This is a genomic window from Flavobacterium branchiarum (assembly GCF_030409845.1).
Classification (GTDB): Bacteria; Bacteroidota; Bacteroidia; order Flavobacteriales; family Flavobacteriaceae; genus Flavobacterium; species Flavobacterium branchiarum.
This window is the reverse complement of sequence record NZ_JAUFQQ010000003.1, coordinates 2,019,957-2,045,832: the sequence shown is the minus strand read 5'-3', so window position 1 is coordinate 2,045,832 and position 25,876 is coordinate 2,019,957. Positions and strand designations below refer to the sequence as shown.

Below are 25,876 nucleotides of genomic sequence, written 5' to 3'. Positions count from 1 at the left end.
ATAAATTTATTAGTAAAGAAAAAAGCGAATTACTATTAAAAATTAGTGCAAAATGAATGACAAAAATGTGCGATTTTGATAGATATTCTATTCTGATAAAATATTAATAATTTACTTAACATAAAGTGATTTAATAGATTGATAATATAGATGTTGCATTTAAATTAAATACATTAACTCATTTGATGAATATTTTTGATTAAATAAAAACTCACTATTGATATTAATAAAAAAAAACAGCTTAATTTTAACGTTAAAATTAAGCTGTTTTTTTTTATATTTAAGTGTTTTCCTCTTTAGTCGAATCACAACTTTATATCTATAATTGTTCTTCCATTGAGTTGAAATTAGCCGAAGGATTATTGGTTACGAATTCAACTGGTGTTATTGCAATTTTTCCTTTTCTTCCTTTAGCAATAGTCGAGTTCGAGACTATTTCAGGATTCACATCTTTACTAATTTCCAGTATTCTGCCACTTGCAAATACAATTACTTTTATTTCAGACTTTTTAAACACATATTCATACGCCTGTCCTTTATCAGCGAATTTAATGATATCATCTTTTATCAATACAATGTTACCTTCCATTTCATCATTATTTAGCATAATATTAGTATCAACTTTATTCTGAGCTACTGCAGTAATTGCTGTGCAAAGGAAAAATACAAAAAGGGCAATGCTTCTTAAAATTTCTTTGTTCATTTTCATAAGACTGTTTTCTAAAATTATACTCAACACTATTGTTAAGTTCTTTTTGTAACAAATACACAGCTCAATAGCTAGTTATTTTTTAAATAATTATTGGTTATAATTTATAGTATAAAAATATAAGGTTTTTTATTAAAACCCTAAACAAAAATCACTTTTATAGCCTATAAACGTTGACTTTGTCATAGAATCGCTAATGCAATAATTAATAACAATTCATTTTTTTTACAATTAAAACTTCATAGCGATCTTATAATAAAAATGATTTTTATTAGCGCTATATAATTGAAAACATTGAAAGTATTTCTTTCAACGTTTTCTTTTTAAAATCAAGTACCTAATAGTTTTTTTTAAAAACTATACCCAACAGCTAAATTAAATCTTGTACCGTTTCCTCTCGTATAATTAGCATTAGTACCAAAAAATTGAGAAGTTGTTGTATAATATGATGAGTTTAGAAGATTTTCAATACCAAGTTTCAGTCTAATTTGGCTTGTTACTTTATAAGCAGTGGCCAAGTTCCATAAGTTAAATGATTTTATTGGCCCTTCTCCAATAGCATAAGCACCTTTGGCATTAGGTTTAAAATAATCACGATCACCAACATACATCCAATACACTTCAATATTTAATCGTTCGTTTCCAAATTTCACATAACTAGTCACTTTAACTGGCGGTATTCTATTCGACTTTAAATAAATATCATTGTCGCCATAAAAATGTCCGTCATCATCTTTGTCTCCTCTACCTTGCACATAAGCATAATTTCCACCTATCGTAAGTTCTTTAATTAATTGGTAATCTAATTGCACTTCGTAACCCCAAACTCGCTCAGGTAAACGTTCGGCAAGTAAGAAACCATCGACTTGAATCAGGTTGGTTCCGAGTTTAGAAGTACTATAATAATAAGAAGCGCTAAGATTTAACTTCCCTAATTGACTACTAAAACCGCCTTCATAATTATTAACGATAATTGGTTCTGTTTCTAATTTTGATATTGCGTCTTGTTTTGCAGCAGTTAGCACTCTACCTAAATCAAATATGGAGAATGCTTGAGAAAAACTTACAAAAGGATTAAAGAATTTAAACTTAGAATATCTTAAACCTGCATTAATTACGAAAGCATCATAATTAAGTTCACCTCCTTCTACAGCTATACTTCCTGCTCCATTAGCGCCAGTAGCAAGAGTTTTGTAGTCGTCTATGTTAATTTTTATGTTTTCTGCACGCAAGCCTGCTTTTAAGGTCCAATCGCCAAATAGCTGTGTAGATAATTGTGCATAAGGTGCAATATTAACCATATCGATGTTTGGAACCCAAATTCTACCATCTACTAATTTTTGATTTGTTTTATCATTTAGTAAATCAAAACCATAAGTAACATCACCAGAAACAGAAGAAGAAACTGTAAACGGTGTGTTTAAGTAAACTCTTAATCCTTTTTTGGTAGAGGCTGTTTGTGACTGTCCTGAGCCGTAGAAGAAAGCTGAATTTGAAAAAATAGTCAAGAAATCCTGATAATATAAGTTGGCTGTTAAATTAGTTCTTCCAAAAATTTCTTTGTTTGTATACTGTAGGTTCATATTATGATTGTACCGAGTACCTTCATCTGCTCCTAATCTGTTACCTAATACACCTATGGCTGGACTAACGCCGTAAACCCCATTTTTAAGTACAAAATCTGAATCTTGATTAGAACTAAAATAATTATACATGAAGTCAATTCTTTGCTTATCTGTTAAATCATATCCTAGTTTAGAAAACACATTGTATGTTTTAGTTTCGCCTAATCCATATTCAGGAGAGATAACTTCACCTTCTGCATCACGAAAAACGCCTGTTTTTTCATAAACACCTCCAATGAAATAATTGAACTTCTTTATTTTTCCATAAAACTGTTGTAAAAGTCGGTATCCAATAACACTATCACCTTTAATGTTTCCATTAGTACCAGCTTCACTGTATCCAGCAAATTTCTTTTGTGTTTTACCTGATTTTGTGATGTAATTAATTAAACCTCCATCGGCCCCATTCCCGTAAATAGCAGTAGCGCCTTTAATTACCTCAATACGTTCTATAACCGAAGGGTCGATTGATCGCATTTCTCTACCTGCTGATTTTAAAGGTGTTGATTGCGGAATACCATCTATAAGTACTAATGGATTTCTTCCTCTTAGAGTTTGGCCATAATTACCCGTATTATTTGTAGCTGAACCTAAACCAGGTACCGCATAAGCAATTATATTAGCAATATTTGGACTTACTATAGATAAGTTGTCAATATCCTTTGCATTAATTACTGTTACAGATGATGGTGTTTTTGATAATGTTTCTACCTTTCTACTGGCAGAGACAATAATCTCATCTAATTGAGAACTATCATTTACTTGCTCCTTATTAGATGCTTTTAATAATAAACTAAGAGTTGTTATTCCGTTTTGTGATACACTAACCTCCTGTTCAATGGTCTCATATCCTTTTAAAGATGCTTGTATTGTATAGATGTTACTACCCACTTTATCAAATTTAAAACTACCGTCGGCTTTTGTAGTAGTACTGAATTTTGAAACTTTAAGAATAATAGTTACACCAGCAACAGGTTTTCCATCAGAGGTGGTTATTTGTCCTTTTATTTTCCCTTGATTTTGTTGGGCAAAACCAATTAGAAATGAAAATAGGAAACTAATTAGTAAGACGAACCATGTCGGTTTTGAATTATGATATTTCATCAATTTTAAATTTGGCTAATTAATTGTTTTTATTCATTCTAAATAAAAACAAGGCAAATATAAAATTATTAATCCTTTAACAAAAATTATTTAGAATAATTCTATATAAAAATTAATACTAATTTTCGACTAAATAATAACTAATTGTGGCTTATTAATAAAAAAGCTGTTTGTGGCAATTTTTTAATAACAAATAATTAATAAAAAAAAGTGGAATTTAGGTATGTACCTAGGTTCCACTTTTTAAAAGATTTCATATCTAACAGTTGTTAAATAGATATTTGAGATATTAAAAACAGCTTATTCTTTATCTTTAGAAAAGAAAACAACCTTACCGTCTTTTTTAAGTTCTGTCTCACCGTGCCAATTAGTGTACTCATACTTGTCATTATGAGCTTTTACACCCGAAGCCATAGTGTCTTGAACCATTTCAATTTTTTCTCCACTCAAATCAATGGTCAGTGTACCTTTTGCGTTGTTAAAATTTGTGATTAATTGAATTCCTTCGCTATTAGTAACAGTATCTGTAATAATTTCTTCTAATGGTGCGGGCTCAATAGTCGTCAAAGTAGTTGAATCTTTGTCAGCTACAGTTTCCTTAGATTCGTTTTTACAAGATGTAATGATTAAGGATGCAAACATAATAGCACCAGCTAATTGTACTTTTCTCATTTTATATAATATTATCAAATTAATTTTATTGTTTGTAAGGAACTTTCCTTGTAACCTTAAAAACAAATATTGTGCCATTCTATGGAAAGAAGTAAGTAGATCTCCACTGTTTCTGAATTCTCTAGTGGTTTATAAATTAAGTTGCAATAATTGAATGTTAGAAAAGATAGTAAACCAACTTGCGATAGCATAACAATAAAAATACATTGCAGACTAGCCAACACGTACAAACCGCTACAATAATACTTAGTAAATTTTAGTATCTTTACTAGTATGATGGAAATAGGTATAGACAGTTTTGCCTCGGCGATGTACGGGGATAACAATACGCTAAGTAGCGTAGATGCAATGGAGCAATTATTACAAAGAATTGAACTAGCCGATCAAGTAGGTCTTGACGTATTTGGTATTGGCGAGCATCACAAAAAGGAATTTTTAGATTCAGCTACTGCTGTTATACTTGCTGCTGCGGCCGCAAAGACAAACCGGATTCGGTTATCAAGTGCTGTAACCGTTTTAAGTGCCGCCGATCCTGTTCGAGTATATCAAAGTTTTGCTACACTCGATTTAATTTCTAAAGGGAGAGCTGAAATTGTTGTAGGCCGCGGATCCTCTATTGAGGCCTACCCCTTGTTTGGTTTTAATTTGAATGATTACGATCAATTGTTTAAAGAGAAATTAGAACTTTTACTTCAAATTAGAGATAATGAATTTGTAAGTTGGTCGGGAAAATTTCGCCCAGCCTTAAACAACCTTCCTATTTATCCACGAGCAATGCAAGAAAAATTGCCTATCTGGTTGGGTGTTGGTGGCACTCCTGAGTCATTTGTTAGAGCAGGAACACTTGGATTGCCTTTAATGGTAGCTGTTATTGGAGGGCAAACACATCGTTTCCGTCCACTCATTGATCTGTACAGAGAAGCCGGTCAGGCTGCTGGGTTTGCTACTAATGAACTAAAAGTTGGATTACACTCTCCAGGTTATGTAGGTAACACTACAGATAAAGCAATTGCAAACTATTATCCTGGTTATGCCGAACTCTGGACTAAGTTAGGAAAAGAACGTGGCTGGCCACCTGTTACGAAAACTCAGTTTGACAGCCTTATAGATACCAAAGGTGTTTTAGTGGTTGGTGATCCTGAACAAGTAGCAGAAAAAATAATCAGACATAGTGAAGCTCTTGGAGGTATTTCGAGATTTACTTTTCAAATGGATAATGCCGGGCTAACACATACGCAATTAATGAATGCTATAGAATTAATAGGAACAAAGGTCATTCCGCTAATTAGAAGGGCTGAGTAAGCGATTTTTTGTTCCTTCAAGAGGAAAAAAAGAGCAAATTTTATACAATTGAGTGAAAAAACAGCATTGATTGAAAAGAATTGAAAAAATGCAATTTATTAAAGTTTATTAAAACTGATAAATTACCGTACTATTTTCAGTGACTTAGTCTTTTTTATGTGTTTATAATAACAATTTGAGGCAGAATATTAGCAGATAAAAAAATTGATGATTTTAACAGCAAAATATATAGTTCTTACAAACAAAATTTTACTTTTGCGCTCTAATTAAATAAAAGCATATCATGAACGACTTATTCGCCAAAATTGCAACTGAATTTGAAACATTCAAAACTGAATATGAATCTCTAATGGATAAAGGTGTGAAAGCAGCAGGACCAAGAGCTCGTAAATCAACTCTAGAATTAGAGAAATTATTAAAAGAATTCAGAAAAGTTTCTGTAGAAGAATCAAAAAAATAATTCTTTTAAATAGAAAGCCCTCTAAGAAATCTTAGAGGGCTTTTTTAATCTCCTTATTTAAGTAAGTTATTTAACCAATTAAATATTAATATACTAAAGAAGATATATTTTTAATTATATCCGTTGATTTGGTTTGATCTTCAACGGGAGCATTAAATGCTTTATCTTTTAAAAGATCCATTCCTTGATCGCGCAATATTCTATCTTCATACATTTTACTCATTCCGATAATCTTTCCATTAAAAGCTTTCAAATTAAAATAAACTTTTTCATCTGAAATGGTTTTTTTAAAGAATTTTGTACTGTCTTGCGAATTCGTTTTTACAGATTCAATTCCTTTTTCACACATGAATTTTCGAGTGTATCCGCTACTTCTTAAGATTGTATCTCCATTATTGTCAACAAAATAAAATTGAAACTCATCATTTGCATTTTTTGCAATTACAAATTTTTCCATTCTTTTAAATTAATTATGTATTATATTTTGGCTATGCTATTATTTTAATCATTGAATGTTACTGTAAACGTACTTCCCACCCCAACTGCACTTTCAACGCTTACAGCTCCATTCATTGATTCTATTTGATTCTTTGTAATATATAAGCCAATACCATGTGAGTCTTGATGTTTATGAAATGTTTTATACATTCCGAATAACAAATGCCCGTATTTTTGTAAATCTATACCCAACCCATTATCGGTTATCGTCAATACCTTTTTTCCTTTTTCTATAAAAAAATCGAATTCAATTATTAATTCTCTCTCTGGATGCGCATATTTAATAGCATTCGTGCAGAAATTCAACAAGACACTTTCTAGGTAAGCAGGATTAAAATTGATAGTTGCGTCTTTAGGAATATTGTTTATAATCGTTCCTAAATTTCTATAATTATACCCGCTAACAACATCTAAGACTTTCTTTAAATAATCTTTTAAATTTAAGGGCTTAACTTCAATATTTATATTATTCTGAATGTTTACGATTTGAGATAAATCGGTAATTGTTTGATTTAAATCATTAGAAACGGTTCTTAAATAACCAAAAGCCTCACTATTTTCAATACTTGAATTTCCAGTATCAATCATGTCTAAAAGCAATTTTAAATTCCCGGCATGTGAATTTAAATTATGTGCTACTATATGTGAAAAATTCAACAATTGACTGTTTTTCTCACTGTACAGTTTCATAGTTTTAACTAATTCTAATTCTTTTTCTTTTTGAGAGGTGATGTCTGTGTGTGTTCCTATAACTCGTAATGGTTTACCGTCACTATCGCGCTCTATCACTTCTCCTCTATCCAGAATCCATTTGTATCTACCACTAGACGTTAATACTCTATGATAATTTTCATAAAATGGAGTATGATTCTCAAAATGCTCCTTAATAGTTGCATGATACTCTTCTAGGTCGTCTGGATGAACAATATCGTCCCAGCGCTCTGAATTATCGAATGTAGCACCCGAATTTATTTCAAGTATTTTAAACGATTGTGAAGAATAAAAAACGGTATTTGTTTTAATATCCCAATCCCAAACTCCTGTCTTTGATGCTTCTAAAGCAAACTGAAATCGCTCTTCTAAAACTTTAAGTTTTAATTCTTGAGCTTTAAATTCGGATGCATTAAATAATTTTCCAGAAAAAATAGGACTTCTATCTTCACGAGATTTTGAGCGAAAACTATTTATAGCATTAGAATTGTCGTTGTTGTAAAAATCGTATACCATATCATATATTTCTAAACTAATTAATACTAAACTTAAAATGCTCATCGAACAAAATAAATTCTCTCAAACTCTTTTTTTGTAAATTAAAGTAAACTCAAAAAACACATTATAGTATCACAAAAAATATTTATTGGATTATCTTCATTACAAATATATTGCCTATAAAAACAATAATTTATAGTACAAAAAACTACTTAATATAGAACTTGTACTACATAATAAAATCTTGTTGGTTGGTTGTATTACGTATAAAAAAAGCGAGGAAATTATACTCCTCGCTTTTGACACATTTATGCCGATAAAATGGTGACACCATTTAAACTAAGTCGTTTCTTCGTGATATAAATGAAAAATTTTTATAAGCGCAGCTAGGTTATCTACTTCTAATTTTTCAAAAATTCTGTTTTTATAGGTACTAACAGTTGTTTTTTTTATTTTTAACAACTCTAGTATTTCAAGATTGCCGTATCCTTTAACAAATAACAAAGCGACTTCCATCTCTCTATTCGATAGCGCTTCTAGTGGATTGGCTGGTTTTTTAGAAATGTAGGAGTCCAGTATTTTATCTTTTATATTTTGTGTAATATATTTTCCAGATGAAATCATTGAATTTATTGCAAATTTCATTTCTTCTTCCGAACTGTCTTTTGATAAATAACCTGAAGCACCTGCATTTAGATACCTCATGGCGTAAATATTTTCTTCTAGAGCTGAAAATATTAGTATTTTTATATCAGGCTGAATCGCCTTGATTTCAGCCAAAATATTTATACTATTTCCATCAGGAAAATTTATATCCAAAATCAATAAATCGATCTTAACTTCTTTTAAGGTTTTAAAAGTATCATTGAAATTAGTAGCCTTGTAAATGGTTACATCCCAAAACAATTCTTTTAGAATCAAACCAATTCCCTGACGCACTACAACATGGTCATCAGCAATTAAAAAACTATATTTATTTGATGCACTCATCACCTCTCTGTTAAATTATTACAAACCTGCTTATTACTTATTAATAAAAACAACGTTTATTACTGTTCCATTTTAAGCTGGACTTAATATTAAATTAAATACAATTTTTGTGCCTTTTCCTTCTTTACTTTCAACATTAATTTCGCCATCAAATAATTCAACTATTTCTTTGCATAAGTTTAGTCCTAAACCAACTCCTAAATCATTCATTTTATTAGAAACATTACCTTGATAATACAAATCAAATATGTTTTTTAAATTTTCTTCTGGAATACCAACCCCATTGTCTTCTATTTCTATTTTCAAATTGTATTCATAATCCGAATTTTTGTCAAGATCAATTGTAATTGCTATTAGACCGTTTTCTGTAAACTTGTTGGCATTACCAACTATATTATAAAAGAGCTGATGGATTTTTGTGGCATCAGAATAAACTTCGTCATCTGAATTTAAATTAGAATTGAGTTTTATTTTATTGCCTTTACTTTCTACCAATGAAGATAAGGATTTTATGATTTGATTAATCTCTGTTTTTAAATGAAAGTTTTTATTTTTTAGCTTAAGTTCATAGTTCTCCTCTTTTGAGTATTCCAAAATTTGATTTGATAATAAGAGTAATGAATTAGTTGTAAACTCAATAGACTTAAAGGTATCTTTAATTTCAACATCTTGTATCGAAGAGCTGATTTTCTTACTATACATAGAAATTATACTTAAAGGTGATCTAATTTCATGACTAATCATACCCATAATCCGGTTCTTAAAGTTCAAACTTTGACGTATAAGATTCTGAGCCGTGGTCAATCTTTTCTCGTATTCAAAAGCCATTCTAGTAAAACTAAAAAGAATTATAGACACAATAAACATTAGTACTATTAATATCAATAAGGTGTAATTTCTAACAGTTATGTTAGATTTGTATTGATTCTCTAATTTTTTTTGTGAATCAGCCTGGAGTGCATTAATGGGTTTGCTATAATTAGGCAATACAGTAGCGGTTAGATTTAATAATTTACTGTTGAGTTCTGTAAGTTTTAAATCTTGGTTTCTAAGCTTTGTGAAAGTCTTTTTTAAATTATTAAACTGGTTTTCATAGTATTTATTAGTTGTCAAAAAAACATTTTTAATTTGATCTTCAATACTTCCAGATACAAGCTTATCATTATACTTCATAGTTACAATGATATTTAATTGTTCTTTTTGTATTTCTGTTTTCCCAGCCAACGCATCGCCTAATCTAGAAAAAAGTCCTTTTTTAGAAACGCTGTCAACTTTCATATAAGAATCTGTCTTTATACTATCCAGAATTTTATTGTATTCAAATTTTTTAAAATCTAATAAATTTAAGGCTTCTTTATTTTTGGGTTCTGTTTGTAGATTAATAATAGAGTCAATAGTAGATTTTAAAGCAAGGATATCCATCTCTGACTTACTTTTTTCTAATAATACTTTTTTAAACTCACTATTTTTGTCTGTAGCTTCATTCAGTTTATTAACCAATTCTCCAGTTTCTATTAATGAAGCTGAATAATTTTTTAATGAAGCTTCATCTTTATTACTTATGTATTGATTGTAGTATTTTTGAGAATTGATAAATGAATCATTTATCTCATTAGTGAGTTGTTTTATGTTTCGTAAGTTACTTATTGAGTTAAAATATTTTGACATTTTATCCTCATTTGTAGTTTCATTATACCAAATAACAACTGCTAAAATTTGTAAAAGAATTACAAATGCTAGCAAAGTATAATGAATTACTTTTCTATGTTCAAATTTTAGTTTTGTAAAACCAAATCTATCGCTTATTATTTTTTTTTCAATCAAAATGTATATTTTATTAAGATAAAATAGGAGTTATAAATTAATAACTCATAATAACTGTTTTTAATATAGGTATTTGATGTAGTATCATGTACTACAATTTAAAATAGATATTGCTTTTTTAAAATATTAAATTATGAGCTACAATTAAAAAACAAGCTTAATTTATAGCCTTATTTTTGATGCAAAAATTAATACTAAACTAAAATCATTACAACTATTTAAAAGAGATTTGGGGGAAGGTCTTTTAATTAAATTGAAAAATAAAACTACTCATACAATTTACATGTTTTAATTATTCATTTCATAGATATTTTTTTCTTTTTCATGAAAAAAATTGGTAAAAATAAACTACTTAATTCTATCTTTATGTAGAACATTCTATAATTACACATCAGAACTTATTCTACAAATCAGGCAGTTTTATCACATAAAATAAGAATAAGATTGCAATTTAAATCAAAAAAAACTACACCAACAAATTTCACAAAAATTTTTATCTAATATTATTACAAACTCTTAAATAATTACTTTAAATATAATAATTTTAAGATAATAACACTAGTAAATAGAAATTATAAATTGATAATTGTGATTTAATCCTTTAATATTTTTTTTTTATAAAATTAATTTACAGAAAACCCAAATAAAACTTAATATATCTATCTGCTTTTGGTATATATTATAGTTTAAGGTAGTTTTGTGTAACAAAAAATAACAGGCTATGATAATAAGAAAAGCAACTATAAATGACTCCGATGCTATTGCTACCTATTTGATGTTGGCAATGGAAGATATAGTGTATAAATTTATTGGTAAAGAAAATTATAATGAAGCTAAAGAATTTTTATTGCATTTTATAGAAAAAGAAAGCAATCAATATTCGTTTCAAAATTGCTTTGTTGTAGAAGATAATAATGAAATTATTGCCGCTGTAAATATATATGATGGGGCCGAATTATATCTTTTGAGAGAACCTATAGTACAATATGTTAGAACACATTACAATAAAGATTTTACCCCTGAAGACGAAACGCAAAAAGGAGAATTATATATTGATACTTTAGGAGTAGATCCTAAATGCCAAGGAAAAGGAATCGGTTCTAAATTATTACAATTTTTAATAGACGAATATGTAACAAAAAAACATAAAACTCTTGGTTTGCTTGTAGATGTAGATAACCCTAATGCTAAAAAATTATATTTAAAATTAGGCTTTAAATCAGTCGGTATTAAAACTTTAGTAGGTAAAAGTTTAGAGCATCTGCAGATAAAAGGGCAATAGGTTCATTCCTAAAATCACATTCAATGTAAAGTCTCGATAGTTTATCGGGACTTTTTGCATTGAAAAATAAACTCCGAAATTTTCACTTATACTTTATTAATATCACTTCAAAACTTTATTTAATAATATCTTGATTCTCTTTATTTTAAATACGAATAAGAGTCAAGTTTTTCCCTCCGAATTGAATGCTCTAAACGTGTTTTAAAAAAGTAACAATCTTCAAAATGGTAATCAGATAAATAATTTAATAAGTTAATAAATTAACTTATTAAAGATAAATTATAATTTTTCACTTTTCAAAGTAATACTTAGATTACATTTTATTATATTTACATAATTTTAACATTGTATTTTACTACAAATAAATCGTTATATATTTAATCATAAAATTTTTATCATGGAGAGGACAGTAATCATTTTGATTTTTTTAATGTTTGGGGGATCTATTAATTCTTGTGCAGATACGAATCATAGAAAAGTTGAAAATGAAGATATTCAAAAAATTAAAAAGCAAAAAGCTATTCTTACAAAAATTGATGAATTAGGACTAGATCCATCAAATGTGTTTTTTTCTGATACTATTAATAGTAGAAATGCAATTATGATTGAATCATTAAGTGATTTAAGGAGCGCATTAGAGTTAGAAATATACATCCAAAGTAACATGGCATTAGATGATAATGTATCTGGGGGTACTGATACAGATAAATTTTCGATGTCTAAGCCCAAGTTTAATAAAAAATGATAATTCAATAATGATTTAAGATTTAAAAGGTTTAATAAATAATCTCATACCATGATGATGCTATTAATCGTAATAGATTCCTAAGTGTGTAAATTATTGCTCAACTAGTTTAAAGTTAAGAAATGAAATATCCCCCTAAAAAATCATATTAATAATAAACTGAAAGAACTGATTAATTCTCGTGGTCTTTTTGTGTAATCCCATCATAACCGCTCTCCTTTTCTGTTCATTATGAACAAATTAACATTTATTCTTTAAAATAAACACTACATTTGCAGCCTTATAAAAAATAATACCACATTACGATAGGGTTTTTTATATTCCCTATTTTTAAGAGACTGCATTGAAATTTACTTTAAAAAATAGCCTCTCTAGGCGCAACTTCTTTATCCTAGGAATTCTTTTCGTAGTGCTGACCCTGCTTTCTATTTTTATATTAAGTAGTTTAATAACACAGATATCCGAAAAATCAAATTCGACCAATTCGCTACGTAGTTTTATTAAAAAACAAGAAGTCTTAGCGCTAGAGTTTTCACGTTTTCTGGAAATCCAAAAAGAAATAAATCAGATTATTGAAATTAGTACTCGTAACAATTTATCCGATAATTTAAAAGTTTTAAGTGCAATACATGCAAATCAAAATTTAGTTAAGAACAATTGGTTCCAAATAAATGATGGTGAAATTGAATTTAGCAACTCTAAAAAAAATCCCAACTTAACTACGGAAATAAATGCTTTTATTGCTAAAAACGATGATAAAGCTAAATTGAATACTATTATTAAAGAGGATCAAAACTTTTTTTGGCGCATTTATTTTAAAGCTACAACTAAAAATGGGGAAAGAGTTCGCTATGGTTATGACATTGATTTAAAGGAATTACAATCTTATTTTTCTACTGTAGACCAATTGGCAGAAAATTATGCTTTTGTTTACGATAAAGAAGGAACAATACTTTATCATCCTGAAATCAAATTTATAAGACAAAATGTTTTTAAATCTACAGATGTCGTTCCGTCTGATACAATCTTTGCACTCCAAAAAGACTTCTCCAAGAGAACAGCTTTTTCAGAATACTTAAAACTAGACATTGTAAGATACACACAACAACTAAAGGTGGATGGGACTGATTGGTACGTTTGCGTAAACTTTCCCGAAAATATTGCAAATGAAGATGTAGATGCTATAAAAAAATATGCCTCATTAATTTACTTTATAACTACAGTAATCCTACTTGTGTTCTTCTATTTGTTTGCAATTTTTACGCGTAAAAGTTTTCAGGAGAAAGAAGATTTAGCAAAAGATAAAAACAAATTGCTCTTAGAAAATGAAAAAATAAAAAAGGAAAAAGCATTAATCCAATTACAACAATTAAAGGAACAAATAAATCCACATTTTTTATTTAATTCTTTGAATTCTCTTTATATGTTAATTGAGAGTAATACTAAAGTGGCACGTAAATTCACTCTGAATTTATCTAAAATTTATCGGTATTTAATCAATCCACCAGAGCAAAATATTGTTAGTCTTAAAGAGGAGCTTCTTTTTATTGAGAAATATATTTTCTTGCAACAAACTAGGTTTAAAGAAGAGTTTGAATTTACAATAACAGTAGAAGATAATGAGGCTTTATCAAAGAAAGTCCCTTATTTATCTTTTCAGATTGCCATAGAGAATGCAATTAAGCACAATATTGCCTCAGATGAGAGCCCTTTAAAAATAACGATTATTATTAAAGAAAACATGGTCATCATTACTAATACTCTAAACGAAAAACCAAACTTCGAGAAGGAATCTAAATTTGGTCACAAATACTTAAAGAGTATTTATAATTTCTATTCAAAAACCGATTTTGAGACATTTAAAACGGATGAATTTTTTGTGTGTATTTTACCCTTAATTGACTAAAAAAAGCATTCACTCCCAAAAAAAAGCCACTCACTCCGTTTTGTTTTTTTTAACGTAAAAGATGGGATATTTTAGGCGAAAAATTAACCTAAACTTAACTTTAAATGAGGGAAAAGGCATTAATGAAAAATTTAAAAAACACATTAATTCTACTATTATTGATTAATAGTGGTGTTATTATTGCGCAGAAAAAAGACAAAAAAAGTAGAAAAGACAAAACGGAACAAGTTAAAGATTCTACAAGTAACAAAAAAGGAAAAAAATATAATGACCTTATTAAAGACGGTACGCTAAAAAAGGGCTTATTTAATATAATACAGGTTAAGACTGATCTTTATCTTGAAATAAACGATTCTCTTTTTCAAAGAGAATTTCTTGTGGTAAATAAAATTTCTAATGTCCCAATGCAAGTTAATGAGGCTGGTCTAAATAAAGGAATGAATTATGAGAATAAGATCATTACTTTTCATAAAGACCTTGTAGCAAAAAAAGTTTGGGTTAAATCATCAGTTCCAAGTGTTTCTTCTCCAAAAGGGGACGCAATAACTGCTTCTGTTATGAATAACTTTTCTGAATCTATTATAGAAGTTTTTGATATTGAAGCAAAAAATAATGATTCAACTTCGGTTATAATTAAGGCAAATAAAGTTTTTGATGGTAAACAAAAAAGCTTTAATGATATATTAAGCAACATTGGTTTTGGAGGTTCTGTAAAATCGGAACTTTCATATATTGAATTTGCTAAGTCATTCCCTAAGAACATTGTAGTTAAATCACAACTTACTACTTCAATTAGTGAAGGTGGTGGCCCTGCCCTATCGGTTACACTTGGAGTAACTAGTAATATTGTTTTATTGGACAAGGTGCCTATGCAACCTCGTTTCTCAGATAAACGAATTGGTTACTTTACTGAAAAACACTGGTATTTTAGTGATAATCAACATGCTATGCGTGAAAAAGAACTAATTACTCGTTGGAGATTAGAACCTAAAAAAGAAGACATTGAAAAATACCGTAGAGGTGAATTGGTAGAGCCTAAAAAACCTATCGTTTATTATATTGACCCGTCTACTCCCAAACAATGGCGTTCTTATATTATAGAAGGTGTTCGTGATTGGCAAGTAGCTTTTGAAAAAGCAGGATTTAAAAATGCGGTTATAGCAAAAGAGCCTACAGAAGAAGATACTGATTTTGATATCGATGATGTACGTTACTCGGTTATTACTTATGTAGCTTCTCCAAAATCGAATGCGATGGGACCTGCGGTTGTAGATCCTAGAAGTGGTGAAATCATTGAATCTGATATTATTTGGTGGCATAATGTAATGACTTCATTACACAGCTGGATGCGTATTCAAACTGGTGTAATTGATCCTAAAGCTAGAGGAAATAAATTTAGTGACGAACACATGGGTGAAGCTATCCGATTTGTTTCTTCTCATGAAGTTGGACATACTTTTGGTTTAAAACACAATATGGGATCTTCTTTTGCTTATGATGTTGAATCATTACGTTCTAAAGATTTTACTGCTAAAATGGGTGGAACAGCTCCATCTATAATGGATTATGCTCGTTACAATTATATCGCTCAACCAGAAGACCATGTAGAAGCTATTACGCCAAAAATTGGTGAATACGACAAATATGCTATCGAATGGGGTTACAGATGGTATCCTGAAGTAAAAGAAGAGCACACGGCTTTAAATGGCTTAATTGAAAAACATCAAAATGATCCAATTTATTTTTATGGTGAACAACAAGGAGAAATAATTGATCCTCGTTCTCAATCAGAAGATTTAGGAAATGATGCTATGAAAGCAAGTGAATACGGGCTTAAAAACTTAAAAAGAGTTGTTAATAGTATTCTAGATTGGACATACGATAAAGACGAATCATATTATGAAACTGGTAAACTTTATATTGGTACTATAGGACAATGGCAACTTTACAACAGACACGTATTAGGTAACCTTGGAGGTGTTTACCTTAACACAACTGTTCATGGTGATAATAAAGCAAGTTATGTAGCAGTTCCTGCAGCTATCCAAAAAAGAGCGGTTGCGTATTTATTAAAAAATAGTATCACTATTCCTGAATGGTTATTTTTTAATTCAATATTAGATAAAACAAATCCATTAAAAGATTCTCCACTTGGACCATATGAGTACACACCTTATACTCTAGCAAGAGAATTACAATACGGTATTATCTATAGTATGCTTAGTGATGATCGTTTATTGAGAATTACAGAAGATGAATTATTTCAACGTAATGGTGCTAAAGAAAATGTGTTTACTGTAACACAATTATTTAAAACGATGCGTCAAAGCATTTTCGCTCCAACAATTCAGAATAAATCTTTAACGATTATGGAGCGTATGACACAAAAAAATTATGTTGATGTCCTTATCGTTTCTACAAATAAACTTTTTGAGAAAACAGATGGTAAAAAACTAATCGAAATAAAAGAGAATTTAAATATTCCTCATTTATGTAATCAATTAGATGAATCAAGAATGGCACGTAACATCAATCAGACATCTCTTAAGAGAGTTTCTGAAGTTACATCTGATAAAAAAGGAGAATTAAAACAAGTATTACAATTATTAAGAACGAAGAAAAATATTGGAAATCAAGAAACTCAAAACCATTATTTTGATTTGATTCAACGAATAGAAAGAGCTTTAAATACCACTTTATAACTTTTATCCCAATTAAACCCAGAAATGAAAAAATTAATTTACATCTTAAGTATATTCCTGACGGTGGTCGGGTATGCTCAAGAAACTCGAACAATTAAAGGAAAGGTAATTGACTATCAAGATAAATTACCTATTCCAGGTGCAACTGTTTATGTTGAGAACAGTTCTGTTTCTAACAGTACAAACCAAAAGGGCGTTATTGAAAGCGCTAGTATTGGAACAGTTACCGATTTTGATGGTAATTTTGAATTAAAAATTGGCAATAATATTACTAGTATACGTGTAACCTACATGGGGTACCAATCTTATACTGTTAATGTTACTTCTCAAAGCAATTATAACATTTCTTTAAAAGCAGATTTAAGTGAGCTTAAGGAAGTTGTTGTGACTGGATACCAAAAAATTGAAAAAAGAAAACTGACTTCGGCTGTAGCCAAAGTTAATATGGCTGATATTCAACAAGCGGGTGTTGCAAGTTTAGATCAATTATTAGTTGGTCAAGTTGCGGGTGTTGCTGTTACTCAAGCTACAGGGGCTCCAGGAGCAATTGCAAAAATTAGAGTTAGAGGTACTGCATCACTTTCTGGTTCTCAAGATCCATTATGGGTACTAGACGGTTTACCTTTAGAGAGTAACGATGTACCAAAGAATTTTGACAAAGATAATATCGATGAATTAAACAATTTTTCTATTGCAGGTTTAAATCCTGATGATATTAAAGACATCACTATCTTAAAAGATGCTGCTGCTACTGCGATTTATGGAGCAAGAGCTGCAAATGGAGTAATTGTTGTTACTACTAAAAAAGGTAAAAAAGGAAGTATGAAAGTAAATTTTGTTGCTAATACTTTCGTTACTCAAAAACCAGATCTTTCAAAATTAAATCTTTTAGATGCTTCTCAAAAAATTGATTTAGAATTAGGATTAGCTAGTCGATCTGACTTGACATATAGAACTAGTGGTGGTGAAGTTTCTCGTATCTTAAATCAAGCTAATGAATTAGGAACTTATAGAAATGGTGGCTTTTCGGCATTATCACCTGGTACACAAAATGCTATTAATAGTTTAAGAAATAACAATACAAATTGGGGTGACTTATTATACCAAACATCTATAAATAAGCAATATGGTTTAAGCTTTTCTGGTGGTGGTGAAAAATCTGATTATTATTTCTCTTTAGGTGCCTATAATGAAGAAGGTGCTACAATAGGAACTGGTTATGATAGATATAATATTACTTTAAAAAACAATTTTGAAGTAACAGATAAATTAAATATTGGTATTGGATTATTTGGATCTGAAAGCAAAACAAAATCATACATAACGGACACAGACGGTTTTACAAATCCATCAAATTATTCAAGAACAGTAAACCCATATTTAACTCCATTTAACCCTGATGGAAGTTATAACTATGATAAAGATATTAGCGGTTATTCTGATACTTACATTCCTTTTAACTTTATAGAAGAAAGAGAAAATTCATCTTACGAATTAAAAAATAGAGCTATTAAAGCTATCCTTGATGTAGATTACAGAATAACAAAAGGCTTAAAAGCAAGTACACAAATTGGTTTACAATTTGACAATACTTCAAGTGAAAAATATGCTGGTAAAGACACTTATTTTACAAGAAAAGAAAGAGAAAAAACACGTAGATTTAATAATGGTAAACCAAGTTATTTTCTTCCAGAAGGAGGTATAATTCAAAATAATAATACCGATTTTTTCCAATACAACTGGAAAACGATGTTAAACTACTCTACTGTTTTCAATGAAAAACATGAGTTAGAAGTTATGGCTGGTAGTGAATTAAGAAGAAACTACAATACTAATATTGCGACAAAAGCTTTTGGTTACGATCCTAAAACCTTGACTTCAATTCAAATAATTTTCCCTAGCGCTGATCTTGCAGATGATGCTGCTTATAGAGCCTACAAAAAGTCTAAGAATGAAAATGCATTTGCATCATTTTTTGCAACAGCATCTTATACTTACGACAGAAAATATACCTTTTTCGGAAGTGTTCGTTACGATGGTTCTGATTTATTTGGTGTAGATCCTAAATACAAATACTTACCACTTTGGGCTGCTTCTGCTTCTTGGTTAGTATCTGAAGAAGATTTCTTAAAAGGTAATGAAATAATATCTAACTTAAGATTACGTGCGTCTTATGGATTACAAGGGAATATAGACAAAGGAACATCTCCATTTGTAGTAGGAGATTATGGTAATGTAAGTCTTTTACCAGGGCAATCTGAACCTACTATTACTATATTAAGTCCTCCTAATGATAAGCTTAGATGGGAAAAAACTGAAAACACCAACTTTGGTATGGATTTAGGTTTATTCAATAACCGTATTAGTATCGTTACTGATATGTATGGAAGAAAAAGTAGTGATTTGATCGGTGTTCAATCGCTTGCTGTAGAAAACGGATTTGAGTTCACAACTTTAAACTGGGCACAAGTAACTAATAAAGGTTTTGAGATTGCATTGGCAACTAAGAATATTGATCGTCCAAATTTTAAATGGACAACTAACATTAATTTCTCACACAATAAGAGTCATGTTGATCGTGTACAAATAAGAGAAAATGAGCTTACTCCATCGCTACAAGGTTACCCAGTAAGAGCTGTATTTGCTTTAAAGACTAATGGAGTTGATGAAAATGGATACCCTTTATTTGTAAATAAAAAAGGAGAAACGGTTAATACTCAAACCTTTTTTCAATTGTATGATGCTTTAGCTGATATCATTCCTGGAGAATTCACACAGTCTAAACTTGATACTAAAGAGATAAGAGATTTATTTACTTATGCTGGAGATTTAGATCCTAAGTTTACCGGTGGTTTTACCAATACTTTCAAAATTCATAATTTTGACATTACAGTTGCTACCACTTTTAATATTAAGCAAACTGTTGTTGAAACACCTCCTTACAATGGGGCATTGGTAGATCGCGGACAAAACTTTACGACTGATATTCTTAATGCTTGGTCACCTACTAATACAGGATCTAACTTACCAGGAATTGTTGGTAATGATGGCGCTGGTGATTCTTGGATGGCTTACAAGTGGTATGGTGGTGCAAATCCAATGAATACCAACAAATACTTAGACACTTGGGTACATGAAATGAGTTATATGAGATTGAGTAGTTTGCGTTTTGGTTACACTTTACCTAAAAAAGCAATGCAAAAATTATTTATGGATAGCATCAGATTCAGTATTGAAGGAAGAAACTTATTTGTTATTAGTTCTGATTATAAAGGATATTTTGATCCAGAAACTTATGGAAACATTTACGCACAACCAATTCCTAAATCATTAACAATAGGATGTAACATAACTTTTTAATTAATTTAAGATGAAAAACATATCAAAATACCTATTTCTTTTTGTAGCTGCTATTGTAGCTTCAAGCTGTGATGATTACCTTGACGTAAAGCCTGTAGGTAAAGTAATTCCTGAAACACTTGTTGATTTTAGAGCTGTTCTTACTAGAGGATATTCAACTTTTCCATTACACAAATCACTTACTGCTTTAAGAACAGATGAAATGATTCTGGAAGAAGAAAGTAATGATTTAGCATTCTATAAAGATAACTATATATGGAATGATGCAAATCCAGATCGTATTTCTACAAAATTTCCATATGCAGGATTATATAACTGTATTTTTTATACCAATGTAATTATTAATGAAGCTAGTGGTAAACTTGAAGCTTCGGCAGAAAAAGATCAATTGATTGGTGAGGCTTACGCACTAAGAGCATTAGCTTACTTTGATTTAGTTAACTTATTTGGAAAACAATACAATGCAGCAACTGCAAGTTCAGATACAGGTGTTCCATTGGCATTAAAAATAGATTTAGAACAAGCTTATATACCAGAAAGTGTTGCTGTTATTTACGCTCAAATTCATTCGGATAAAGAAGCTGCAAAAAAACTATTGAACCTAGACACTCAAGCAAAAGGACTAAACTATCGTTTTTCTAAGGCTGCTTTATATACAATGGAATCACGTGTTTATTTGTATCAAAAACAATGGGCTCTAGCTTTAGAAGCTACAGAAAAGGGACTGGCGATTAATAACGCATTAGTTGATTTAAATACCACTCCTATTCTTCCAAACAATTATGATACTAAAGAGTCAATAATGGCTCTTGAAATTACATTTGAAAACAAAATAAGAAGATCTGCCTATGTAGCTCCTACGTTAACAGATGTGTATGATCAAACAAATGATTTGCGTTTTAATTTGTATTACCAGAAAAGCGGTAGTCAATTAATCTTCAAAAAGGGAGGCGAATTAAATCAGAAAAACACGTTTAGAACTTCTGAATTATATTTGACAAAAGCGGAAGCTTCAGTGCAATTAAATGATCTTGCAACTGCTAGAACAACACTATTGAATTTCATAAAAAACCGATATAATACCACAGGTTTCGCTCAATTGAGCACAAAGATTGGTGCTATGAATCAAACAGAACTTCTTGATTTTGTATATCAAGAAAGACAACGTGAATTTTCTATTGAAGGGCAACGTTGGTTTGATTTAAGAAGAACTACTCAAAAACAGATCGAACACACAATAGGTGGCAAGACTTATACTTTGATTCAAAATGATCCGAGATATACATTACCTTTCCCATTAGATGCAAGACTAAACAATCCAGAATTGTAAATTAATAAGCCCCGTTTAACGGGGCTTTTTTTTTAACTTTACAAAAAATACAAGATCAAATGAAAATAGTAATTATTGAAGACGAACATCTTGCTTCAAGTTATCTAAAATCAATTCTGGAACAACAAAGTATTATTTCTATAAGTGAAATAACTTTGATAAAATCTGTAAAAGATGCTGTTGCTTTTTTTAAAGAAAACACGGTTGATCTTGCCTTCATGGATATTCATCTAGGTGACGGAAAAAGCCTTGATATATTTGAAAAAATAACTGTTTCATGCCCTGTGATTTTTATTACTGCTTACGACTCTTATGCAGTAAAAGTCTTTAAACATTTTACAATAGATTACCTTCTTAAACCTTATGAAGAGCAAGAACTACTTGAAGCATTATCAAAATATCAAAATATAAAAGAAGTATTCAACCCAAATCCAATTGTAGAATCGCTCGTTGCTCTTGAAAGTCAAACTAGCGTTCAACATCATTTTTTGGTAAATCATAGAGACAAACTGATTTCAATAAACGATCAGACTATCGCTTATTTTTACGCTACAGGTAAACATTTGTTTATTTATACGAACTCTGGTAATAGCTATTTTTACAATAGTAATCTTAAAGATCTAATCTATAAATTAGACCCCGCCCTTTTCTTTAAAGTCAATCGAAAATTCATTTTAAACAGAAACCATATTCAGGAAATTGTTAAACATTCTAGTCAGAAAATTGAATTGTTATTAAACATTGCTATCCCAGACACGGACCCGATTATTTTGAGCAAAAAAGAAATTAATAATTTTAAGAATTGGCTTGACTCCTAGTTTAAATGCAACTTAAATTGAAACATAAAAAAACATGATTCTCTTATAGACGCATACAATTACATTCCTTTATTTGTACAATCGTGTTTTCATATATTTGTATAAACGACTAAGATTTTAACCAATTTCTTTGTCTAACAAATAAAAAATGAAATTACAGCACATACAAATTCAAACTAACGATATCCCAAAAACTATTGCGTTTTATACACAAACTCTCGGGTTTCAAATTTTAAAAAACGATTCAACAACGGTATCTTTTCAAATAGGAATTTCGGTTTTAGAATTCATTGAGGATAAAAATTTCAATTCTATTTATCATTTAGCCTTCAATATTCCTAATAATAAACTTGATGAAGCTATAAAATGGTGTAGAAATAAAGTTGATTTAATTTGTATTGAAGACGAAAATGTAATCACTAGATTCGAAACTTGGAATGCCAATGCTGTTTACTTTTATGACAACAGTGGTAATTTATTAGAATTTATTGCAAGACATGATCTTATTAATTCAGAAACTAAATCCTTTGATACTAAATCTATACTCAGTATTAGCGAAATCGGTATTGTGCATGAATCTCCTTTAGTACTAGGTCAAGATTTGATAAACAAGTACCAACTCAACTTCTTTAGCAAAAATGCCAATAGTGAAGCTTTTACTGCCATTGGTGATGATGAAGGGCTGTTAATTATTGTAAAACCTAACCGAAATTGGTACCCAACACAAACTCCTTCTGAAAGCAACAAAACTGCTATTCGATTAGAAAATAACGATAGAATAGCCCAATTAGAATTTTAATTTGTAACAACTTATAGGCTTAGAATTAAATTTCTAAGCCTACTTTGTTTTATATCAATTACCTTGCTCTACTATTTTCTGTTTGTTCAATTTCTTTTTTCTTATAATCCGTTTTTTTGGAATTACCGAAATTATAAGTTGCGATTAGTTTAAAATAATTGGTAGTATACGTTCTATGATAATAAATCTCTGTTTGTCCTACTTCATAATTTCCGGAACGATTAAAACCTTTAAAAATATCATTTGCAGTAAAATTCAACTTTAAAGCATTGTCTAAAAAGGTTCTTTCTACTCCTAATGTCACTGTAGAACGTTTATTATCCTCTCCTAAACCATAACCTTTATCGCCCAGATACCAAGCAAGCAACTGAATCTTAAATAGTTTAGGAATGGTAAACGTATTATTCGAATACAAATATATCTGAGGCGTAGCTCTTCCTAAAGCAAATGAATAGGTATTATCAACTAGTTTAGAATAATTCATACTCACTGTATTGGTTGAACTCCACCATTTTGTAGCTAATGATCTTGAAATTGAGGCAAAATAACTGTCTTCCTTATCCATATTAATTCCCTTTAGAATGTAGCTATTTGGGTTATTACCTCGCAGAGCAGCACCAGTTATAGGGTCAATTTTATAGTTATATCCCAACTTAAAATCAAATTTTTTATACAAAGCACCAACTTCAAAAGCATGAATTTTTTCAGGTTTAAGATTTGGATTTCCTTCAATAGTTGTAAATGGATCCTGATAAATAACATACGGATTAAGCCCCTGATATCTTGGTCTTGTAATTCTTGAAACATAAGAAGCGTGTAATTTTAAATCATCTGAAACTGGCATATTCACTAGTAAATTAGGAAATATATTTATGTAGTTTTTTTTGAATTGTTGTTTGCCATTTGCTGTGGTATTCAATTCATAATTGGTCCATTCGCCTCGAGCGCCAACAGAAAAATTAAATTTATCTGATAGAGAGCTGCTGTAATTAAAATAGGCTGCTCCTATTTGCTCATCATACTTAAAATCACTTGAAAGTTGGTCGTTAAGCTCAAATTCAGGATTATTTTTATCCGAAATTAAAAAATAAGAGCTAGTCTTAATAGCAGCAGTGCTTAGCTTTGCACCAAACTCTAACTTACTATTATCACTGATTTTCTTTGAGTAATCAGCCTGAGTATTTATGATGTTAATTCTATAATCGGCATTGTTTTTTAAGAATCTTCCTGAGTTTAGAACATCAACCAAACCGTTTTCGCTTATAAGATCTTTAACCATACTATTATAATTAGAATATTGCATTCCAATAAATAATGACGACCCATTGGTACTATTAACTACATTATAGTTTAAATTAATAAATTGATTCAGTCTAACATCATTTTTATCAACATCTGTGGCATAAAAAATAGTACTGCTATTTGTCAAAATAGAATTGCGACTTTCTACTACTCCACCCAAATCTTCGATATTGCCACTATATTCAATTGAAATATAATCAGAATCCGAAAAAGAATACTGTAGTCCAAATCCAAAATTTGAATAATTATTAAACCTTCGCTTCCAATCTGTAGTAAGTTCAGACTTCATATATTCGGTTGGATCAGGTCTTATTCTAGTTGTATATAACAATTCCCGACTGTGTCCTAATTGCAATCCGAAGTTTGTTATAAATGAAAATTTCCCTTTATTATAATTAAAATCCAATAATGAATTGGTGCTTGTACCTGCAAATTTTGAAACAGTAACTTGCTGATTTGCTGTTCCCATAATTCCACTCTCTTTGTTTTTCTTTGTAATAATATTAATTACTGCTTTTCCTTCTGCATCATATTTAGAAGATGGATTAGAAATAACTTCAATCTTTGCAATTTGTGAAACAGGAATTGCAGCAAAGCGTTCAGTACTAATTAATATTCCATTTAAATAAATAATTGCCTCCCCTTTTCCTAATACGCTTATTTGCCCCTCAGTAACAATAACATTAGGGACTCTACCTAATAATTCATTTACAGAACTACTAGTAGATAGTATTGTATTGGTTACATTGACTTCAACAGATCCGTTTGGGCCGTATTTTATTGGTGAAGTTTGATTTTTGATAACGACTTCATTCAATTGATTGTTATTTCCCTTAACAATTATAGTTCCTAAATTTATATGTTCATTTCCGTTGTAGTTTACATCAATAAAAGTGGTATTGAACTCGACAGATGCAAAACGAATTATTACTTTATTTTGATTGATTGCGGCTAATTCAAACGTGCCGTCCAAAAAGTCATTTTGCTTAATTAAAGTTGAATCACGTACAGATAATAAAGATACATTGCCCATCATAACTTCATTATTATGATTGACAATTTTTCCTGAAATATGTTGTATTGATTGTGCTTTAATTCCTGTGGAAGCAATTAGCAAGCAATAAGTGTAAATAAAAGCAGCGATAAGTATTCTCATAAAATAGTACGATTAAGAGTTTGATTTTTTGTTGGTACAAAAGTCAATCGTAAATCGCTATGAGAGGTAATCTAAGTAGAAAT

18 protein-coding genes are annotated in these 25,876 nt (G+C 29.9%); 10 read left to right on the top strand and 8 right to left on the bottom strand.

Features of this window, described 5'->3' with window-relative positions:
- Positions 1–319: 319 nt before the first annotated feature.
- The 3 genes from QWY99_RS09595 to QWY99_RS09585 all read right to left on the bottom strand — a co-directional run bounded on the left by QWY99_RS09595 (position 320) and on the right by QWY99_RS09585 (position 4,110).
- Positions 320–709 carry a hypothetical protein gene (locus QWY99_RS09595; protein ID WP_290264204.1) on the bottom strand — a complete coding sequence of 130 codons (390 nt, stop codon included), beginning with the start codon at positions 707–709 and terminating at the stop codon, positions 320–322.
- 350 nt (positions 710–1,059) lie between these two features.
- Positions 1,060–3,438 (bottom strand): TonB-dependent receptor, encoded by a 2,379-nt coding sequence (locus QWY99_RS09590; protein WP_290264202.1) that lies wholly within the window; start codon positions 3,436–3,438, stop codon positions 1,060–1,062.
- Between the two features lie 300 nt (positions 3,439–3,738).
- Complete coding sequence (locus QWY99_RS09585) at positions 3,739–4,110, bottom strand: hypothetical protein (protein WP_290264200.1); 372 nt, start codon at positions 4,108–4,110, stop codon at positions 3,739–3,741.
- Between the two features lie 276 nt (positions 4,111–4,386).
- Here QWY99_RS09585 and QWY99_RS09580 point away from each other — a divergent pair, with 276 nt between their 5' ends.
- Positions 4,387–5,412, top strand: a complete 1,026-nt coding sequence (locus QWY99_RS09580) for an LLM class flavin-dependent oxidoreductase (RefSeq protein ID WP_290265375.1) — start codon at positions 4,387–4,389, stop codon at positions 5,410–5,412.
- A gap of 283 nt (positions 5,413–5,695) precedes the next feature.
- Positions 5,696–5,872 carry a BF3379 family histone-like protein gene (locus QWY99_RS09575; RefSeq protein ID WP_264287786.1) on the top strand — a complete coding sequence of 59 codons (177 nt, stop codon included), beginning with the start codon at positions 5,696–5,698 and terminating at the stop codon, positions 5,870–5,872.
- Between the two features lie 85 nt (positions 5,873–5,957).
- Here QWY99_RS09575 and QWY99_RS09570 read toward each other — a convergent pair whose 3' ends face one another.
- From QWY99_RS09570 to QWY99_RS09555, 4 genes are all read right to left on the bottom strand, one after another.
- The gene (locus tag QWY99_RS09570; RefSeq protein ID WP_290264198.1) at positions 5,958–6,329 is read right to left on the bottom strand and encodes a YegP family protein; all 372 of its coding nucleotides are present in this window, start codon (positions 6,327–6,329) and stop codon (positions 5,958–5,960) included.
- A gap of 44 nt (positions 6,330–6,373) precedes the next feature.
- Entirely contained in the window at positions 6,374–7,642 is a 1,269-nt protein-coding gene (locus QWY99_RS09565; RefSeq protein ID WP_290264195.1) for a sensor histidine kinase, read from the bottom strand.
- Between the two features lie 276 nt (positions 7,643–7,918).
- A complete protein-coding gene (locus QWY99_RS09560; protein WP_290264193.1) occupies positions 7,919–8,569 on the bottom strand; it encodes a response regulator transcription factor in 651 nt (216 codons plus the stop codon).
- Between the two features lie 72 nt (positions 8,570–8,641).
- Positions 8,642–10,393 carry a sensor histidine kinase gene (locus QWY99_RS09555; RefSeq protein ID WP_290264190.1) on the bottom strand — a complete coding sequence of 584 codons (1,752 nt, stop codon included), beginning with the start codon at positions 10,391–10,393 and terminating at the stop codon, positions 8,642–8,644.
- A 721-nt stretch (positions 10,394–11,114) separates the two neighbouring features.
- Here QWY99_RS09555 and QWY99_RS09550 point away from each other — a divergent pair.
- The 8 genes from QWY99_RS09550 (at position 11,115) to QWY99_RS09515 (ending at position 23,335) form a co-directional block, all read left to right on the top strand.
- On the top strand, positions 11,115–11,675 hold the full coding sequence (locus tag QWY99_RS09550) for a GNAT family N-acetyltransferase (RefSeq protein ID WP_290264188.1): 561 nt from the start codon (positions 11,115–11,117) through the stop codon (positions 11,673–11,675).
- 397 nt (positions 11,676–12,072) lie between these two features.
- Positions 12,073–12,420 (top strand): hypothetical protein, encoded by a 348-nt coding sequence (locus QWY99_RS09545; RefSeq protein ID WP_290264187.1) that lies wholly within the window; start codon positions 12,073–12,075, stop codon positions 12,418–12,420.
- Positions 12,421–12,763: 343 nt separating this feature from the next.
- Positions 12,764–14,326, top strand: a complete 1,563-nt coding sequence (locus QWY99_RS09540) for a histidine kinase (RefSeq protein ID WP_290264184.1) — start codon at positions 12,764–12,766, stop codon at positions 14,324–14,326.
- Between the two features lie 104 nt (positions 14,327–14,430).
- Positions 14,431–17,028, top strand: a complete 2,598-nt coding sequence (locus tag QWY99_RS09535; RefSeq protein ID WP_290264182.1) for a zinc-dependent metalloprotease — start codon at positions 14,431–14,433, stop codon at positions 17,026–17,028.
- Between the two features lie 24 nt (positions 17,029–17,052).
- The gene (locus tag QWY99_RS09530; protein WP_290264180.1) at positions 17,053–20,388 is read left to right on the top strand and encodes a SusC/RagA family TonB-linked outer membrane protein; all 3,336 of its coding nucleotides are present in this window, start codon (positions 17,053–17,055) and stop codon (positions 20,386–20,388) included.
- A gap of 10 nt (positions 20,389–20,398) precedes the next feature.
- Positions 20,399–21,718: a RagB/SusD family nutrient uptake outer membrane protein gene (locus tag QWY99_RS09525; protein ID WP_290264178.1), complete on the top strand. Its 1,320-nt coding sequence runs from the start codon at positions 20,399–20,401 to the stop codon at positions 21,716–21,718.
- A gap of 59 nt (positions 21,719–21,777) precedes the next feature.
- Positions 21,778–22,536 (top strand): LytR/AlgR family response regulator transcription factor, encoded by a 759-nt coding sequence (locus QWY99_RS09520; protein ID WP_290264176.1) that lies wholly within the window; start codon positions 21,778–21,780, stop codon positions 22,534–22,536.
- Between the two features lie 148 nt (positions 22,537–22,684).
- Positions 22,685–23,335, top strand: coding sequence for a VOC family protein (locus QWY99_RS09515; protein WP_290264174.1), 651 nt, complete (start codon positions 22,685–22,687; stop codon positions 23,333–23,335).
- A gap of 58 nt (positions 23,336–23,393) precedes the next feature.
- On the opposite strand, the gene QWY99_RS09510 is transcribed toward QWY99_RS09515, so the two are convergent.
- Positions 23,394–25,793, bottom strand: a complete 2,400-nt coding sequence (locus QWY99_RS09510) for a TonB-dependent receptor (RefSeq protein WP_290264172.1) — start codon at positions 25,791–25,793, stop codon at positions 23,394–23,396.
- Positions 25,794–25,876: the final 83 nt, after the last annotated feature.

Bases quoted from the DNA above. Each gene is read 5' to 3' on its own strand.
- QWY99_RS09595 (WP_290264204.1), bottom strand. From the start codon at position 709: ATGAAAATGAACAAAGAAATTTTAAGAAGCATTGCCCTTTTTGTATTT.
- QWY99_RS09590 (WP_290264202.1), bottom strand. From the start codon at position 3,438: ATGAAATATCATAATTCAAAACCGACATGGTTCGTCTTACTAATTAGT.
- QWY99_RS09585 (WP_290264200.1), bottom strand. From the start codon at position 4,110: ATGAGAAAAGTACAATTAGCTGGTGCTATTATGTTTGCATCCTTAATC.
- QWY99_RS09580 (WP_290265375.1), top strand. From the start codon at position 4,387: ATGGAAATAGGTATAGACAGTTTTGCCTCGGCGATGTACGGGGATAAC.
- QWY99_RS09575 (WP_264287786.1), top strand. From the start codon at position 5,696: ATGAACGACTTATTCGCCAAAATTGCAACTGAATTTGAAACATTCAAA.
- QWY99_RS09570 (WP_290264198.1), bottom strand. From the start codon at position 6,329: ATGGAAAAATTTGTAATTGCAAAAAATGCAAATGATGAGTTTCAATTT.
- QWY99_RS09565 (WP_290264195.1), bottom strand. From the start codon at position 7,642: ATGAGCATTTTAAGTTTAGTATTAATTAGTTTAGAAATATATGATATG.
- QWY99_RS09560 (WP_290264193.1), bottom strand. From the start codon at position 8,569: ATGAGTGCATCAAATAAATATAGTTTTTTAATTGCTGATGACCATGTT.
- QWY99_RS09550 (WP_290264188.1), top strand. From the start codon at position 11,115: ATGATAATAAGAAAAGCAACTATAAATGACTCCGATGCTATTGCTACC.
- QWY99_RS09545 (WP_290264187.1), top strand. From the start codon at position 12,073: ATGGAGAGGACAGTAATCATTTTGATTTTTTTAATGTTTGGGGGATCT.
- QWY99_RS09535 (WP_290264182.1), top strand. From the start codon at position 14,431: ATGAGGGAAAAGGCATTAATGAAAAATTTAAAAAACACATTAATTCTA.
- QWY99_RS09530 (WP_290264180.1), top strand. From the start codon at position 17,053: ATGAAAAAATTAATTTACATCTTAAGTATATTCCTGACGGTGGTCGGG.
- QWY99_RS09525 (WP_290264178.1), top strand. From the start codon at position 20,399: ATGAAAAACATATCAAAATACCTATTTCTTTTTGTAGCTGCTATTGTA.
- QWY99_RS09520 (WP_290264176.1), top strand. From the start codon at position 21,778: ATGAAAATAGTAATTATTGAAGACGAACATCTTGCTTCAAGTTATCTA.
- QWY99_RS09515 (WP_290264174.1), top strand. From the start codon at position 22,685: ATGAAATTACAGCACATACAAATTCAAACTAACGATATCCCAAAAACT.
- QWY99_RS09510 (WP_290264172.1), bottom strand. From the start codon at position 25,793: ATGAGAATACTTATCGCTGCTTTTATTTACACTTATTGCTTGCTAATT.